Annotated in this window: 16 protein-coding genes; all 16 read right to left on the reverse strand. The window is 37.6% G+C overall.

The window, feature by feature from the left end; genetic code table 11:
* Positions 1-78: 78 nt before the first annotated feature.
* Entirely contained in the window at positions 79-1,749 is a 1,671-nt protein-coding gene (locus QUF99_RS20000) for a ribonuclease J (RefSeq protein WP_289372274.1), read from the reverse strand.
* Between the two features lie 528 nt (positions 1,750-2,277).
* Positions 2,278-3,156 (reverse strand): 4-hydroxy-tetrahydrodipicolinate synthase, encoded by an 879-nt coding sequence (gene dapA, locus QUF99_RS20005; protein ID WP_289372276.1) that lies wholly within the window; start codon positions 3,154-3,156, stop codon positions 2,278-2,280.
* An 11-nt stretch (positions 3,157-3,167) separates the two neighbouring features.
* Entirely contained in the window at positions 3,168-4,400 is a 1,233-nt protein-coding gene (gene dapG / locus QUF99_RS20010) for an aspartate kinase (RefSeq protein ID WP_289372277.1), read from the reverse strand.
* Positions 4,401-4,423: 23 nt separating this feature from the next.
* Complete coding sequence (gene asd / locus QUF99_RS20015) at positions 4,424-5,470, reverse strand: aspartate-semialdehyde dehydrogenase (protein WP_289372278.1); 1,047 nt, start codon at positions 5,468-5,470, stop codon at positions 4,424-4,426.
* Between the two features lie 150 nt (positions 5,471-5,620).
* The gene (locus QUF99_RS20020; protein ID WP_289372279.1) at positions 5,621-6,220 is read right to left on the reverse strand and encodes a dipicolinate synthase subunit B; all 600 of its coding nucleotides are present in this window, start codon (positions 6,218-6,220) and stop codon (positions 5,621-5,623) included.
* A complete protein-coding gene (dpaA, locus tag QUF99_RS20025) occupies positions 6,217-7,119 on the reverse strand; it encodes a dipicolinic acid synthetase subunit A (protein WP_289372280.1) in 903 nt (300 codons plus the stop codon). Before dpaA ends, QUF99_RS20020 begins: the two co-directional genes overlap by 4 nt.
* Before the next feature lie 374 nt (positions 7,120-7,493).
* Positions 7,494-7,745, reverse strand: a complete 252-nt coding sequence (locus tag QUF99_RS20030) for a YlmC/YmxH family sporulation protein (protein ID WP_289372281.1) — start codon at positions 7,743-7,745, stop codon at positions 7,494-7,496.
* 258 nt (positions 7,746-8,003) lie between these two features.
* On the reverse strand, positions 8,004-9,242 hold the full coding sequence (locus QUF99_RS20035; RefSeq protein WP_289372283.1) for a M16 family metallopeptidase: 1,239 nt from the start codon (positions 9,240-9,242) through the stop codon (positions 8,004-8,006).
* Between the two features lie 88 nt (positions 9,243-9,330).
* Positions 9,331-10,230 carry a polysaccharide deacetylase family protein gene (locus tag QUF99_RS20040; RefSeq protein ID WP_289372284.1) on the reverse strand — a complete coding sequence of 300 codons (900 nt, stop codon included), beginning with the start codon at positions 10,228-10,230 and terminating at the stop codon, positions 9,331-9,333.
* A gap of 162 nt (positions 10,231-10,392) precedes the next feature.
* Complete coding sequence (pnp, locus tag QUF99_RS20045; protein ID WP_289372286.1) at positions 10,393-12,546, reverse strand: polyribonucleotide nucleotidyltransferase; 2,154 nt, start codon at positions 12,544-12,546, stop codon at positions 10,393-10,395.
* Between the two features lie 168 nt (positions 12,547-12,714).
* Complete coding sequence (rpsO, locus tag QUF99_RS20050) at positions 12,715-12,984, reverse strand: 30S ribosomal protein S15 (protein WP_286121511.1); 270 nt, start codon at positions 12,982-12,984, stop codon at positions 12,715-12,717.
* Between the two features lie 100 nt (positions 12,985-13,084).
* Entirely contained in the window at positions 13,085-14,053 is a 969-nt protein-coding gene (ribF, locus tag QUF99_RS20055; protein ID WP_289372287.1) for a bifunctional riboflavin kinase/FAD synthetase, read from the reverse strand.
* A 42-nt stretch (positions 14,054-14,095) separates the two neighbouring features.
* On the reverse strand, positions 14,096-15,019 hold the full coding sequence (gene truB / locus QUF99_RS20060) for a tRNA pseudouridine(55) synthase TruB (RefSeq protein ID WP_286121513.1): 924 nt from the start codon (positions 15,017-15,019) through the stop codon (positions 14,096-14,098).
* 236 nt (positions 15,020-15,255) lie between these two features.
* Positions 15,256-15,612 (reverse strand): 30S ribosome-binding factor RbfA, encoded by a 357-nt coding sequence (gene rbfA, locus QUF99_RS20065; RefSeq protein WP_018764703.1) that lies wholly within the window; start codon positions 15,610-15,612, stop codon positions 15,256-15,258.
* Between the two features lie 15 nt (positions 15,613-15,627).
* Positions 15,628-15,909, reverse strand: a complete 282-nt coding sequence (locus tag QUF99_RS20070) for a DUF503 domain-containing protein (RefSeq protein ID WP_097847822.1) — start codon at positions 15,907-15,909, stop codon at positions 15,628-15,630.
* The gene (gene infB, locus QUF99_RS20075; protein WP_289372290.1) at positions 15,906-17,975 is read right to left on the reverse strand and encodes a translation initiation factor IF-2; all 2,070 of its coding nucleotides are present in this window, start codon (positions 17,973-17,975) and stop codon (positions 15,906-15,908) included. Before infB ends, QUF99_RS20070 begins: the two co-directional genes overlap by 4 nt.
* Between the last annotated feature and the right edge of the window lie 3 nt (positions 17,976-17,978).

Here is a 17,978-nt window from a genome sequence, read left to right on the forward strand (position 1 = left end):
ACAACTATTATCTCTTAAGTTATAAATTTCATTCGATAGAGGAGAAAAAGAAAAAGCCGCCCGTAAAGGCAGCTTTCATTATACTTCCATAATAATTGGTAAAATCATCGGTTTTCTCTTCGTTTCTTCATATAGGAATTGACCTAACAGTTCACGAATATTTTGTTTTAGCATGGACCATTCAATTGAATATTCTTTAATCGATTGTTCTACAATTGTACGTACAATATCTGTAGATCTTTCAATTAATGCTTCAGATTCACGAACATAGACAAAACCTCGTGAAATAATTTCTGGTCCAGAGACTATTTTCTTCTCATCTTTTCCAAGCGTTACTACCACTACTAAAATTCCGTCTTGTGATAGCATTTTCCGATCGCGCAAGACGATATTTCCAACATCGCCTACCCCTAATCCATCAATAAGAACATTGCCCGCTTGTACCTTACCAGCTGGCTTTGCTTCTTCACCTTCAAATGCAATTACATCGCCTTTTTCTACGATAAAGATGTTTTCTTTTAAGACGCCCACATCTTCCGCTAAATATGCATGTGCTTTTTGCATGCGAAATTCACCATGTACGGGTATAAAATATTTCGGTTTCATTAAATTCAACATTAATTTAAGCTCTTCCTGACTGCCATGACCAGAAACATGCACTTTTCTTTCTCCATAATATATAACTTCTGCACCAGCTCGAAATAGTAAATCAATGATTTTAGATACTGATATTTCATTTCCTGGAATTGGAGAAGCTGCAATAATAACTGTATCACCTTTACGAATAGAAATTTGTTTATGAGCTTGCTTTGCCATACGTGAAAGGGCTGCCATTGGTTCCCCTTGACTACCAGTCGTTAATATCGCTACCTTTTTCTCAGGGAAATTATCAACCTCTTGCAATGAAATGACCATACCCTCTGGAACTTCTAAATAGCCAAGACGTCTCGCAATATCCACTACTTTCACCATACTACGACCAACAACGGCTACTTTACGTCCAGTTTCGGCAGCTGCATCAAATACTTGTTGAATGCGATGTACGTTAGATGCAAAAGAAGCAACAATAATGCGTCCTTCTGCATTATAAAATACTTTTGAAATTTCTACGCCAACTTCTTTTTCAGATCCTGTATAACCAGGACGTTCAGCATTTGTACTATCAGATAATAAACAAAGAACACCTTCATTTCCAATTTGCGCCATCTTTCCAAGATCTGCCCCATTGTTGCCGATTGGTGTTTGGTCAAATTTAAAATCTCCTGTATACACAATAGCACCTTGTGATGTATGGAAGCACACACCAACTGAATCCGGAATACTATGCGTTGTTCCGAAAAATGAAACCGTTGTCGTATTAAATTCTACTGTAGAATTCGAATCAATTGTTTTTAAGTCTACACGCCCCAGCATTCCTGCTTCACCAAGTTTTTCTTGTATAAGACCTAACGTTAATTTTGTTCCGTACACAGGAATAGATAGTTTTCGCAAGACATAAACAATACCGCCAATATGGTCTTCATGTCCATGTGTGATAAATAAGCCTTTTACTCGATCTTGATTTTCTACTAAATATGTAATGTCTGGAATAACAATATCAATGCCAAACATTTCATCTCCCGGGAACATTAATCCTGCATCTACGATGAAAATTTCAGAATCAATTTCCACACAATACATATTTTTCCCGATTTCACCTACGCCACCGAGCGCAAATACTTTTATAGCATCAATCTCTTTTCTCTTCATGTTGTTGCCTGGTTTAAAAATCTTGCAAACACTGATTTCACTAAAATCGTAGAGACACCAGGGGAAACTCTACAACCACCATATTTTCACCGTCCAAGACGAATGTCCTTACCGTTATGCGATATCATGTTCTTTTTCGTTTTTAAACCAGGTTTCACCTCTCTTTCATTATATAAATCAAATATCTTATGCGATATGATATAGAAATTCCATTAAACCTTAATTTTCCCAATTTTGCTAAGCATACCCGTACTAAGCTACTTAGCCATATTATAACTGATACAAGAAATAGAACACAAGTTAAATTGTGAGAAAGAGAAAAGAAGCATCTGAATTTCATATGAAGTGAAACTTCCATCAGTGAGGTTTTTTTCCTCCTTCATCTAACTTCTTTCACGCTGGAAAACGTTAAGGCAGTGGTCTTATTGCCTATTTGTAATGGGAAATAAGAGATGTTATTTATATTGATATAAGGAAATAATTGAGGAAAAGAAAAGTGACTTAGTTTTTTACTAAGCCACTTTCTTATTAGCGAGGAATCGCCTGCATTACACCATGTAATGTTATTCGTTCTTCTTCTGTTAATGGAAGAAGAGGTAAACGAACAGATCCTACGTCCAATCCAAGCATTTGTAACGCTGTTTTTACTGGTGTTGGGCTTGGTGCCATAAATAGGGCACTCGTTACTCTTACAAGTAATTGATGCAATTTCTGTGCTTTTTTGAAATCTCCCGCTTGAAATGCAGCAATCATTTCTTGCATTTCATTTCCGATCACATGAGATGCAACAGAGATAACGCCATTTGCCCCAACCGCCATTGCTGGTAACGTTAAACCATCATCACCGCTGTATACAGCAAAGTCGTCCGCTGTTTTTTCAATAATTTCTGTCATCGTTAATACATCGCCGCCAGCATCTTTAATTGCAACAATGTTTGGTATGTGTGATAAACGAACAACTGTATCAACGGAGATTTGTACAATAGATCGTCCTGGAACATTGTATAGCATAACCGGAAGTACTGTACTTTCAGCAATTGTTTTAAAATGCTGATACATTCCTTCTTGACTCGGTTTATTATAATACGGTGCAACTAGCATAATTGCATCGACACCAACTTCTGTTGCTTTTTTCGTTAATTCAATAGAAGCATGTGTATTATTGCTACCTGTTCCAGCAATTACGGGCACCCTTTTCTCGACAACAGATACAACATGGCGATATAACGCTACTTTTTCTTCTGATGATAATGTAGGAGACTCTCCAGTCGTTCCTCCTACAACGATTGCTGTTGTACCGTTATCAATTAAATAATTTACCAGTTTTGTTGTCTTTGCAAAGTCGATATTCCCATTCTTATCAAACGGTGTCACCATCGCCGTCGCAATTGTTCCAAAATCTATCATGGTCTCACTCCTTATTGTTCCAGTTGCTTTTCTTTTGAAAGCTCAAATGCACTATGTAATGCATTAACAGCTTCCACTAAATCTGTTTCTTTTACAAGCACCCAAATTGTCGTATGACTATCTGCTGATTGTAAAATTTGAATCCCTGTTTCAGCTAAAGCTGTGACGATTTTAGCGGTAACCCCTGGGTAACCAGCCATCCCAGCTCCCACAATGGATACTTTCGCGCAGTGCTCTGTCACAATTGGATCATATCCAAGTTTTTGAAGAAGTTCAACAGCACGGTTCGATACATTGTCATTCACTGTATATGCCACACCTGTAGGTGAAATATTAATTAAATCTACACTAATTCCTTCATTCGCCATCTCTTTAAAAACGTGCTTTTGCAGATCATACGATCCTTCTTTTGCAAGTACTTTAATTTGCGTCACATTTGATACATGAGCGATTCCTGTAACAGGCCGTTCTTCTACATCACGGCCCCTTGTAGCACCATCATATGCCGCAATGAGTGTTCCTTCACTATCAGAGTACGTAGAACGCACACGAAGTGGTACCTTTGCGTGCATTGCAATTTCAACTGCCCGCGGATGAACAACTTTTGCACCTTGGTAAGCCATGTTACAAATTTCATTGTATGTTACGTTTTGAAGATGACGTGCGTCTTTCACAATACGCGGATCAGCAGTCATTACACCTTCTACATCTGTAAAAATATCGATATATTCAGCATGAAGCGCAACACCTAAAGCTGAAGCCGAAGTGTCACTTCCACCGCGCCCAAGTGTTGTCGCATCGCCATCTTTTGTTTGTCCTTGAAAACCTGTAACAACAACAACGTCTACTTCTTGTAATTCCGCTAGAACACGATCGCAATTCATTTCAATGATTTTTGCATTCGTAAAGTCATTATTCGTTACAAAACCAGCTTGTGCACCATTTAACGCTGCTGCTTTTATTCCGTTTTCATTTAACATATTCGAAAAAACAATTGCCGAGATTAATTCCCCGCATGATAATAATAAATCTTGTTCACGTTTTGAAATACGAGATTCCTGTTGATTCACAAGACTTAATAATGTATCCGTTGCATATGGTTCACCTTTACGCCCCATAGCTGATACAACGGCAACTACTTTATAGTCAGCATCTAATGATTTTTTAATGTGGTGAAGTGCATGCTTACGTCCATTTTCATCACGCACAGATGTACCACCAAATTTTTGAACAATAATTTTCATTTTTTGCACCTTCTTTTAGCCGTTTACACTAATTGTAATTTTACTAATCGTTCTGCAATTTGAACAGAGTTCCATGCAGCACCTTTTAATAAGTTATCAGATACGACCCAAAGATGGAATCCCTTATTGTTATTTAAATCTTTGCGAATACGTCCAACGAATACTTCGTTTTTGCCTACTGCCGTGGATGGCATTGGATATAACTGTTCTGCCGGATTATCTTGTAGTACAATTCCTTCTGCATTTGCAAGCAAGTTTTTCAGTTCTTCTACTGTTACACCTTCTTTTTCAACCTCAATGTAAACAGATTCAGAATGACCTGATACAACAGGTAAACGTACGCATGTTGCTGCTACTTCCAACTCTGGCATATGCATGATTTTTTTCGTTTCATTAATCATTTTCATTTCTTCGAATGTAAAGCCATTATCTTGAAACTTATCAATTTGTGGGATTGCATTAAAAGCAATTTGATAATGTTTTTCGTCACCCGATACAGGTAAAACATTTGCTTTTACTTCTTCCCCATTTAAGATTGCTTGTGATTGTTCATGAAGCTCTTCAATTGCAGCAGCACCTGCACCTGACACAGCTTGGTATGTGGAAACGATTACTCGTTTTAAACCAAATTGCTGACGAATTGGCTCAAGAGCGACTACCATTTGAATTGTAGAACAGTTTGGATTCGCAATGATACCATTGTGCTCCTTTAAGTCCTTTTCATTCACTTCGGGTACAACAAGCGGCACATTTTCCGTCATGCGGAATGCACTTGTATTATCAACAACAATTGCACCGCGTTTTGCGGCTTCTGGTGCTAATTGTTTAGATACAGATCCACCTGCACTAAAGAGTGCAATATTCACTCCTTCAAAGCTTTCAGGAGTTGCTTCTTGTACTGTGAATTCTTCTCCCTTAAATACAAGTTTCTTACCTGCAGAACGTTTAGATGAAAGTAACGTTAACTTTCCAATTGGAAAATCACGTTTCTCTAAAGTATTTAACATTTGTTCACCAACTGCGCCGGTTGCTCCAACTACAGCGACATGAAAAGATTTTTTCTTTTCCATCACTATGCCCCTTTCTAGATACCAATCCTTCTATACTTAGAATTAGAAGGAGTATAGAATACTCCTTCTAATTCTTAATATCATTAATTTTATCATATTCTGCGATAAGAATGATGATTTCACAAAAAATTGTCTGTTTTTTTTCGTTTTTTAATTCATATATCTGAATTTTTCTACAACTACAGGTTGTAGTTGTTTACCCTCCATCGCTTCTACAATTGTATCTTGAAGAAGTTCCATACGTGCTACCATTGAATTTGGTTTTTTCTCCGGCGCGTCTTGCCCAAATGGTACAAAATAAATATCTTTCGTGGCCATGAGACGCATGAGATTCACACCATTTAGTCCAAGTGCATCATTTGTGGAAACAGCTAACACAACCGGCTTTCCATTTCGAAGTGTCGCCTTTGCTGCCATTAATACTGGAGAATCTGTCATTGCATTTGCAAATTTACTCATTGAATTTCCTGTTAACGGGGCAATAATCATGCAATCCAAGGGGATTTTTGGACCAAGTGGCTCTGCTGCTACAATCGAATTAATCACCTTATTTCCTGTTATCGCTTCGATTTTTTCAATCCACTCTGCTCCTTCACCAAATCTTGTATTTGTCGTTTGCAACGTATATGATACAACAGGCAATACTTCTGCTCCTTCAGCGACGATTTTCTCTACATGCGGCATTACTTCGGCGTACGTACAATGAGACCCTGTAAATCCAAAACCAATTCGTTTGCCGTTTAAACTCATTTTCCATTCCCCTCTCTTGCTTCCATATCGGTCAATAATAGTTGAGAAAGAACATTCGCTAAGATTTGTCCTGCCGTTTTTGGCGCAACAATTCCTGGAAGGCCAGGTGCCAACAACGCTTTAACTCCCCTCTTCTCTGCATAACGAAAGTCTGTTCCACCAGGTTTAGATGCTAAATCAATAATTAGGGTATGAGCTGGCATACGTGAAATCACATTTGCAGTTACAACAAGATGTGGAATCGTATTAATTACAATATCAACATCACACACTTCTTTCTCAATATCCTTCATATGAAAAGGAGATAACATCATTTCCGAAATACGAGCAATGTGTTCTGAACGCCGCGCCCCTACTTTGACATGAGCTCCTAATGCTTGAAAAGCTCTTGCTACACTCATTCCCGTTCTACCAAAGCCTAAAACCATTACATTCGACCCATGAATGGTATAATCTGTATGTTGAATGACCATCATTATCGTTCCTTCTACCGTTGGAATAGAATTGTAGATAGCCACATCATCACGGTCGAATAATTTCACAAGCTTTCGACTCGTAGCAGAGACAATATCCTCTAAATGCGGAGTTCCAATACCTGAATATATAGTAAAATTTGCTGGTGTTTTTTCAATCTGGTCTTTCGTAATAGAAACTTTTGCATTTGAAAAAATAGTATCTACTTCCCCTTTTGCATTTGTTCCAGCCACCGGTAAAATAATTGCATCTAAAGAAGTGAAATCTAGATTTTGCATACTCTCTTTTGCTGCCCCTGTAAAACCATGATCCAGTTGATCAAATCCTATCAATGAAAGTTTCGCATCCAGTTCAACCAACTTCCGAATCACTTCAAGCTGTCTTGCATCTCCACCTATGACAGCAATGTGCATCTCAGTCAACATTCCCTACTTCACCTTCTTTTTCTTTCATTTATAAGAAAAGCGCCTACTTTTTCTTTTTCCTCCACATCATATGTAATGTACGAGTCAGAGGTGATTGAAAAGCAAAAAGCATACACCATTTCCAAATATCTACACTTCTATAAAGTGAAGCTTTTTTCAGTGAAGGTTTTCTTCATTCCCCACTTATCTTCTTTGTTTCTCTCTGAATCTTGAGGTGGGGTCTTACTACCCACGAATAGTGAGATAAAGTAACCTTCCCCTTCAGTCGCGACCTTCATCCTTACCTAACTTCTATGCTTTCTCTGTATTTTGAGTTGAGGATACGACTACCTGTTAAAACAGAATAAAAAAAAGACAACCAAAACGGTTATCTTTCACTGCGAACTTGAATGATTTGCAAGATCAAAAATAATCATATCATGCCCAACTTTTTTAATTCGGCTCCATTCTACCCGTACTTCCTGCTGTTCTCTTTTAAATCCACCCCATTTCCCCACCGGTATGATGAGAGCTTGAATTTTTCCATCTTTCTCGTTTATTTCTAAATCTGCGTGACCTAAAACTCCCATTTTTTCTGCGCGTTCTAAATCCACAATTTCTTTTCCACTTAATTCACTTAAACGCATATCATTCTCTCCTTTACAATCATCTATGAAATGCATATCTCAAATTCCACTCTATAATAACTACGTATTCTGCATGTCTTTAAAAAATACCAAGAAGATTGAATGAACTTCCATTACCAGAAGTCTTTGATGTTTGTAACAGGTTTACCAAAAAAATAGCCGTATCTCATTATAATGAGATACGGCTATTTTTATCTAACAGGTAGTGTTCAACTAACTATTAACAGGAGATGAAACCCCACTAATGGAAGTTTCACTTTATTTCATTCCTTTTGGAAGCTCGCCAGTTGGACTAATGAGTGCTGCAGAAAATTCGTTTGTAAACATGTTACGAATCAACTCGTCTACATTCGTTTTTGTAACAAGGTTCACGCTTTCAATAATTTCATCAAGCGAACGATGTTTTTTCAACAGTAATTCATTTTTTCCATTACGGCTCATACGGCTATTCGTACTTTCTAAGCTTAACATAAGGTTTCCTTTAAGCTGCTCTTTACTATTAACCAATTCTTTTTCTGTAATACCTGTATTTTTCAATGTTTCCAATGTTTCCTGCATTGTTTCATATAAAGTATCTAATTGTTGACTTCCTGTTCCGCCGTAAAGCGTTAACATCCCTGTATCTTCATAAGAAGAATGGTAAGAGAATACGGAATACGCTAAGCCACGTTGCTCACGCACTTCTTGGAATAAACGGCTACTCATGCTACCGCCTAATACATTATTTAATACGATTAAGTTATAAATATCCTCATGACCCATTTGCAGTCCTTGGAAACCTAAACATAAATGAGCTTGCTCCGTTTCTTTTTTACGGGCTACTTTATTGAAATGAAAAGTTGGGCTATGTACTTGTTCACGATTCGTTGTTCCTTCATAATTCCCAAAATATTGTTCCACTGTTTGAACAAATGCTTCATCAATATTCCCAGCAATCGAAACAACGACATTTTCAGGTGTATAATGATCTTTTATATATTGACGAAGCGTATCTCCTGTAAAGGTCTCAAGTGTTTCTTCTGTTCCTAAAATGGGATATCCAAGTGGATGTGTTTCATACGTCGCTTTCGTTAACATATCATGTACGATGTCATCTGGTGTATCTTCATACATTTTAATTTCTTCAAATACAACATTCTTCTCTTTTTTTAATTCTTCTTCATCGAATGTTGAGTTAAAGAACATATCTGCTAAAACATCTAGTGCATAGTTCGCATGCTCATCAAGCACTTTTGCGTAGTAACACGTATATTCTTTTGAAGTAAATGCATTCACTTGACCACCTATGCTATCAAATGATTCTGCAATTTCTCTCGCACTGCGTGTCTCTGTCCCTTTAAAAAACATGTGCTCTAAAAAGTGAGAAACTCCATTGTTTTTTTCATTTTCATTTCTCGATCCCGCATGAATCCATATTCCAATTGCAACAGATCTTACAGTTGGAATATTCTCCATTACAATTCTTACTCCATTTTTACAAGTATATTTTTTAATCAAAAACCTTCCTCCTAATGCCAGTTTCTCTATAAAAATTTTCTATTACTTAATGATAACAAGTTTAAAGACGAATGTCATGCAAATGTATTTAATCGATTCGCTTTTCATCTAGTAATTCTGTAATATTTCCTACTTTATAACCTTGTTCTTTCAACTGTGAAATCATCGTATCTAATGCGTGTGCTGTTGATGACGTAGGGTGCATGAGCACAATTGCCCCTGGATGCACCTTACTCATAACGCGCTGCAAAAGCACTTGTGGTTCCGGTCGTTTCCAATCAATCGTGTCAACTGTCCACATAATCGTTCCCATTCGCAAATTAGCAGCCGATTGAACAACTTCTTCACGAAAACTTCCGCTTGGAGGTGCAAACCAACGTACTTTTTGATTCGTTACCGCCTCAATAATTTGATTTGTTTTCTGTAATTGTTCATGTATCGCTCCTGCAGATAGCGTTTTCATATCAGGATGTGTATAGGAGTGATTTCCTACCTCTTGCTTTGCATCCACAATCATTTTCGCAAACCTTAAATTTTCTTTCACCCAACGACCTTCCAAAAAGAAAGTTGCCTTTACACCATGTTTTTGTAGCGTCTCTAATATACGAGGAAGATACTCATTTCCCCAAGCAACATTTATCGTTAAACCCACCATTTTTTTATGTGGATGCCCCCGATAAATAGGAGAGGGTGATAAATCTGCTAAGTGTGTGTGGGGTGAAACCTCCCGATATACAAATTGCTTTTCGTCAAATCCACCGACCTTCTTCATATTTTGATATGATGCCTCAATATCAACCTCTTTACCATTATATCCCGGTGTTGCTTTCCAAATCTTATCAATGACTGCATTTTGCGGGGCAATTCTATACTGTTTCGCTTGTTTCTGAATTTCTTCGTAAAGATGGTCTTTTGCAAATACCGCATATGAACATGGTCCCATACAGAATAATAATATAGATATAAATAAAAATATACGAGTTCTCATATAAACCCTCCCATTAACTATACAAAAAGAAATAATCCATTTTCTTCTTATCCTTGTTAATTTGAGCGTTCTCAGTAAAACTATACCTCATTTCCTACAAAAATCTCTCCGTCTAATGTTTTTATATAATAAAAAAAAAGCCAGGATTACTGGCTTTTTCACTTATTTTTGCTCTTGCTCATTTTCTTGTTTTGAGGCTTCTTCTTTTGCAGCTTCTTTTTCTTGCTCTTCTTTAAGCAATACTTTTCTAGACAAGTTTACACGACCTTGTTTATCAATCTCGATAACTTTTACTGAAATCTCGTCACCGATTTTCACAACGTCTTCTACTTTGCCTACACGTTCAAGTGCAAGTTCAGAAATATGAACAAGACCGTCTTTACCACTAAATAATCCAACGAAAGCACCGAATTTTTCAACGCGTTTTACTTTTCCTAAGTAAATTTCGCCTACTTGTACTTCACGAACAATATCTTCAATGATTTTCTTCGCCTTTTCATTCATCTCTTGATCAATAGAAGAAATAAAGACTGTACCATCTTGTTCAATATCAATTTTCACGCCAGTTTCTTCAATAATTTTGTTAATTTGCTTACCGCTCGGTCCAATAACATCACGGATTTTGTCCGGATTAATTGTCATTGTAATAATTTTCGGAGCATACGCAGATAACTCTTTACGAGGCTCGGCAATAGCAGATAACATATGATCTAGAATGTGCATGCGGCCAACTTTTGCTTGTTGCAATGCTTCCTCTAAAATTTCACGAGATAAACCAGCAATTTTAATATCCATTTGTAGCGCTGTTACACCTTGAGCTGTACCTGCTACTTTAAAGTCCATATCACCTAAGTGATCTTCCATACCTTGGATATCAGTTAAAATTGTGTAGTGCTCACCTGACTTCACAAGCCCCATTGCAATACCAGCAACTGGTGCTTTAAGCGGAACACCTGCATCCATCATTGCTAACGTACTTCCGCAAATGCTTGCTTGTGAAGTAGAACCATTTGATTCTAATACTTCTGATACAAGACGAACTGTATACGGGAAGTCTTGCTCGGATGGAATAACTGGTTCAAGCGCACGTTCACCTAATGCACCGTGACCGATTTCACGACGACCAGGTCCACGCATTGGTCTTGTTTCTCCAACACTAAAGGACGGGAAGTTATAGTGATGCATAAAACGTTTTGATTCCTCTACACCAAGACCGTCTAAAATTTGCACATCGCCTAATGCACCTAACGTACAAATACTAAGCGCTTGTGTTTGTCCACGTGTAAATAAACCAGAACCGTGCGTACGAGATAAAATTCCTACCTCTGATGCTAAAGGACGGATTTCGTCACCTTTACGTCCATCTGGGCGGATTTTTTCAACTGTAATAAGACGACGTACTTCTTCTTTTACAATTTTATATAAAATCTCATTTACTTGTCCTAATGTTTCTCCATCAGCTTCATTTGCTTCATAGTGCTCAATCACACGCTTTTTCACTTCGTTAATTGCATCTTCACGTGCATGTTTTTCATATACTTGAATCGCAGCATGCATATCTTTCTCTGCCATTTCGCGTACATTTTGATTGATTGCAGCATCTACTTCATATAATTTCACTTCTGTTTTTTCTTTACCAACTGCTTGTACAATCTCTTCTTGGAAAGCAACTAGACGTTTAATCTCATCATGACCGAACATAATCGCTTCTAACATTATTTCTTCAGGTACTTGATCAGCTCCTGCTTCTACCATGTTAATTGCATCTTTTGTTCCAGCTACTACAAGGTGAATATCACTTTGTTCTTGTTGTGCTACTGTTGGGTTAATAACAAATTTCCCGTCAATACGACCAACTGTCGCGCCAGCAATCGGACCTTCAAATGGCACATCTGAAATCGATAACGCTAAAGAAGAACCAAGCATAGCTGCCATCTCAGAAGAACAATCTTGGTCTACACTCATAACGATGCTGACAACTTGCACTTCGTTACGGAAACCATCTGCGAAAAGTGGACGAATTGGACGGTCAATTAAGCGACTCGCTAAAATTGCCTTTTCACTTGGACGACCTTCACGTTTAATGAAGCCTCCTGGAATTTTACCTACTGCATATAAACGCTCTTCATAGTTTACTGTTAATGGAAAGAAATCTACATTTTTAGGCTCTTTTGATGCAGTTGCTGTAGATAGAACCGCTGTGTCGCCATATCTTACTAATACTGCTCCGTTTGCTTGTTTTGCAAGCTGACCTGTTTCAATTGTAAGCTGACGACCAGCTAAATCTATCGAGAAGACTTGCTTTTCGTGACTCATTTAAGTACCCCTCTCAATTTAAAATATTAAAATATTCAATTCTTCTATGTAAATGGATAATATATCACAATATTCTTCCTCTAGTATTACCGAAATATAAGTAAGCTATTAAGAGTAGAAGATATATTTTTACCTAACAAAAAAGCGGGAATATTCCCGCTTTTTTGACTATCGACGTAAGCCAAGCTTTGTGATTAATTCACGGTAACGTGTGATGTCATTGTTACGAAGGTAAGTAAGTAAGTTACGACGTTTACCAACCATCTTTAATAGACCACGACGTGAATGATGATCCTTCTTGTGAGTACGTAAGTGCTCATTTAGAGTGTTAATTTGCTCTGTTAGGACAGCAATTTGAACCTCTGGAGAACCAGTATCAGTCTCATGAGTTCTAAATTGTGCAATGATTTCATTTTTACGCTCTTGTGTTAAAGCCATCCTATTTCACCTCCTAATTATTAAACCCCCAATTACCTAGCAAGCGTCGGTGAGTCGCAATGCCAAGCAATGGTTGTCATAAAGTACATAACATAGAATACTACTTTTCATTTGAAAAAGCAAGTATATTCTTTGCAGTGCTAAAATATTCTTGCGCCGTCTGTTTATCTTTCGCGATCTGCGCAACTAACTCATCGATACCATTAAACTTTTTCTCTTCCCGAATACGCACACGCCACTCCACAACAACAGACTGGTCATATATATCTTGATGGAAATTAAGTAGATGTACTTCAATAGAAAGCTGGCGCTCTTCTTTAAATGTTGGCCTATAGCCGATGTTACATACGCCATCATGCCACTCATCATTTACTTTCATTCTCACCGCATATACACCAACAGGTGGCAGAAGATATTCATCCTTTAAAGCAACATTTGCTGTTGGAAAACCAATTTGACGTCCGCGTTTATCTCCGTGAACGACAGTTCCTTCCACAGTATAGGCCCTGCCTAAAATAGACGGAATTTTTTCCATTTCCCCATTACGAATCAACTTTCGTAATGATGTGGAACTTACTTTTTCTTCTTGAAATTCTACTTTTTCAATCACGGTCTGTGTAAACTCCCCTCTTGCATGAAATGGCAAAGTTTCCATCGTTCCTTTTCCTAAACGTCCATACGAATAATCAAAGCCAGCTACAATATGTTTTGCATTCAACCCAATAATATATTCATCTACAAATTGTTGAGGCAACAAATTAGCAAATGATTCATCAAATTTCACAACGTATAACGTGTCAATTCCTAAACTCGCAATTACTTTTTCTTTTATGCTCATTGGAGTAATGTACTCCACATGTGCTTCTTTTTTCCCTAATACAACAGATGGGTGTGGATGAAACGTCATAACAGCACTTTTACATCCTATTTCGTCCGCCATCTTTTTTGCTGTTTGAATTACACGCTGATGTCCTAAATGAATGCCATCAAAATATCCTAATGCCATTACAGTAGGCGGTAATTCTATTTTATTTTGTGCATGGGGATGAGTTAAATGAATGAGTTTCACGCTTGAATCCACCTTTTCCGTAATAATTCTTCTAATAATTCATTATAGCTGTAGTTCTTGATTATTCACAAGTACTTTCATTGGCTTTAACATTCCAGGGTGCTTTGGATGATGTTCATAAATTGCTAAGCAACGTTCATTTGTATCAAATACTGTAATAAATGGCGCTGTCACTTGCAACTCATTCTTTAAAAACATGCCATTTTTTATTTTTTCTGCTTGCTCATCATCTACAACCATTTTTGGAAACTTACTTAATGCTTCATCAATGGAAATAAAAATAGAATCCACTGTTCCATTTTGCACCGTTTGTTCAATTTCTTCAAATGATATGCAATCTTCTAAGTTAAATTCTCCTGATGCTGTTCGCACAAGATGTGACATATGTGCCGGGAAACCAAGCTTTTCACCAACCATAACAGCTAACGTTCTCACATATGTTCCTTTACTGCACGTAACGCGGAAACGGAATGAAACCGCCTTTCCTTCAAACACTTCCCGGTCATCAAGTAGCGCAAATTCATGAATTGTAATCGTACGTACTGGACGTTCTACTTCTTTTCCAGCTCTGGCATATTCATATAGTTTCTTTCCGTTTACTTTTACAGCTGAGTACATCGGCGGCACTTGTTCAATTGTCCCCGTTAGTTCCGCTAATACAGATTCCACCTCTTGGCGTGTAATAATACGATTTACATCTTGTTTTTCCACAACTTCACCTGAAGCATCTTCTGTCGTTGTTGAGAAACCAAGGGTAACTTCACCTTCATACGTTTTTGTTTCACTTGTTAAAAACTGCGCAATTTTTGTAGCACGCCCTACACAAATTGGTAATACACCTGTCACATCTGGGTCTAATGTACCTGTATGACCTATACGTTTTTCTCTTAATATCTTTCTTAACTTAAATACGCAATCATGTGACGTCATGCCTTTTGGTTTATGTAGTAATAATACACCTTCCATATGTTCACCTCATCGTTATACTGTTGTAGAGAATGCTCAAAAAATCCGGTAAAGATAGCTATCGCATTTCTTCGTTACGTCGCCAATTCGGTACTCATGTAGGTCAATCTACACGCCGCACTTTCCTGGCTTCCGCGCCTCGAACTGCTCGGCTCTCTTTATCCTCCTTTTTGAACACGCACTTGTATACAAAAATTACTTCCCATTGAAAAAATGGATAGACAATTGTCTATCCATTATTCTTCGCGTTTACCGTCTTTATTAATTTCATGTAAAAGCGTGTCAATTCTATGTCCATAAGCGATAGACTCATCAAATTCAAAGGTAATTTCAGGTGTTTTACGAAGGCGAATACGCTGCCCAATTTCAGCACGAATAAAACCTTTTGCCTTCGCTAAGCCTTTTAATGTATTTTCTTTCTGTTGTTCGTCTCCTAAAACAGAAATATATACTTTGGCAATCTGTAAATCCCCACTTACTTGCACATCTGTTACTGTCACAAAACCGATACGTGGATCTTTAATTTTGCGACTGATAATTTCGCCTAGTTCTTTTTTCATTTGCTCGCCCACGCGATTTGCACGTAGCTTCATAACTAATCACCTCATTCAATACCATTCCAATTGTGTTATCGTACGTTCAATCTCAGGAAATGAGTCAACATACGCAAGTACACGATTCATTTCTTTTTCGCAGACAACACGATTTGAGGATACGGAAACGATTGCAATTTCTGTACGTTGCCATACATCCTGGTGTCCAACTTCTGAAACAGATACATTGAACCTTTGTTTCACACGAGTTAAAACACGCTGTAAAATTGCTCGTTTCTCTTTTAAAGAATGCACATCATAAATCATACACTCAAATGAGAGTGAAGCGATAATCATCGCTTCACTTCTTCCATAATGTATGCCTCAATGATGTCCCCTTCTTTAAGATCATTATATCTTTCAATTGTGATACCACACTCATAGTTTTGTGCAACTTCTTTTACGTCATCTTTGAAACGTTTTAACGTATCAAGTTGTCCTTCGAAAATAACTACGCCATCACGAATGATACGCACGCCGCTATCACGTGTGATTTTACCATCAGTTACATAACAGCCTGCAATTGTTCCAACTTTAGTAACTTTGAATGTTTGACGAACTTCTGCTTGCCCAATTACTTTTTCTTCGAATTCAGGATCCAACATACCTTGCATTGCTGCTTCAATCTCTTCGATTACTTTGTAAATAATGCGGTGTAAGCGAATATCAACATTTTCTAATTCAGCTGTACGTTTCGCGTTTACATCAGGACGTACGTTAAATCCAATTACGATTGCATTTGATGCAGAAGCTAAAATAATATCAGATTCTGTAATTGCACCTACGCCTGTATGAATGATTTTTATTTTTACGCCTTCAACATCAATTTTGCGAAGTGATGCTGCCATTGCTTCTACAGAACCTTGTACGTCTGCTTTCACAATTAAGTTAATTTCTTTCATTTCGCCTTCTTGAATTTGTTGGAATAAATCTTCAAGGCTTAATTTAGATTTTTCACCACGTTGTGCAACCAATGCTTGTTGCGCACGTGATTCACCGATTTGGCGTGCTTTCTTCTCGTCAGCAAATGCCATAAAGCGATCGCCGGCTTGTGGTACTTCGTTTAAGCCTGTAATTTCAACAGGAGTAGACGGACCAGCAACTTTCACACGACGACCAATATCATTTACCATCGCACGAACACGGCCGAATGATGTACCAACAACAATTGGATCTCCTACTCGAAGCGTACCGTTTTGCACAAGTAATGTTGCGATTGTTCCTTTACCTTTATCAAGCTGTGCTTCGATTACAGTACCAGCTGCATAGCGATTTGGATTTGCCTTATATTCTTCTACTTCACTTACAAGAAGAATCATTTCTAACAAGTTGTCAATTCCTTCGCCTTGAATTGCAGAAATTGGTACGAAAATTGTATCTCCGCCCCAAGCTTCTGGAACTAATTCGTACTCTGTTAACTCTTGCATTACGCGGTCTGGATTTGCTGATGGTTTATCCATCTTATTCACAGCAACGATAATTGGTACTCCAGCTGCTTTCGCATGGTTAATCGCTTCAACTGTTTGTGGCATAACACCGTCATCAGCTGCAACAACAAGAATTGTAATATCTGTTACTTGCGCACCGCGTGCACGCATTGTTGTAAACGCTGCGTGACCTGGTGTATCTAAGAACGTAATTTTCTTGTCACTTACTTCAACTTGGTATGCACCGATATGCTGTGTAATTCCACCAGCTTCACCAGCAGTTACTTTTGAATTACGAATAGAATCAAGTAGTGTTGTTTTACCATGGTCAACGTGTCCCATAATTGTAACAACCGCTGGACGTTCTTTTAAGTTTTCTTCATTGTCTTGCTCGTCCATGAAAGTTTCAAATTCTGTTTCACTAACAACCACTTCTTCTTCTACTTCAATACCGTAATCACTAGCAATTAGCTCAATTGTATCTTTATCTAAATCTTGGTTAATTGTCGCCATAATACCTAGCATAAAGAGCTTTTTAATAAGTTCAGATGGCTCTTTTCCTAGTTTTTTTGCAAGTTCACTTACTGTAAGAGTGCCAGAGAAAGTAACTTTATCCGGTGTCTCTACTGTTTGTGTTGGTTGTCTTCCAGCAAAGTTTTCTTGACGTTTGTCTTCATTTCCTTTGCCTTTTTTCTTCTTCTTATTATTGCTGTTCTTTTTACTGCGAACAACTTTTTCTTCTACTTCAAACTCATCTGCAACAGAAGGTTTTTCTGTTTCATTATTATATTGATTATCTAAATTATTTACTACTTCATCGTCTAACATTGTCATATGATTGGAGACCTCAATATTCATTTCTTTTAGTTTTGTAATAATATCTTTACTTGAGACATTGTGTTTCTTCGCATATTCATATACTCGAATTTTACTCATACC

It is taken from the genome of Bacillus sp. DX4.1, assembly GCF_030348195.1.
Classification (GTDB): domain Bacteria; phylum Bacillota; class Bacilli; order Bacillales; family Bacillaceae_G; genus Bacillus_A.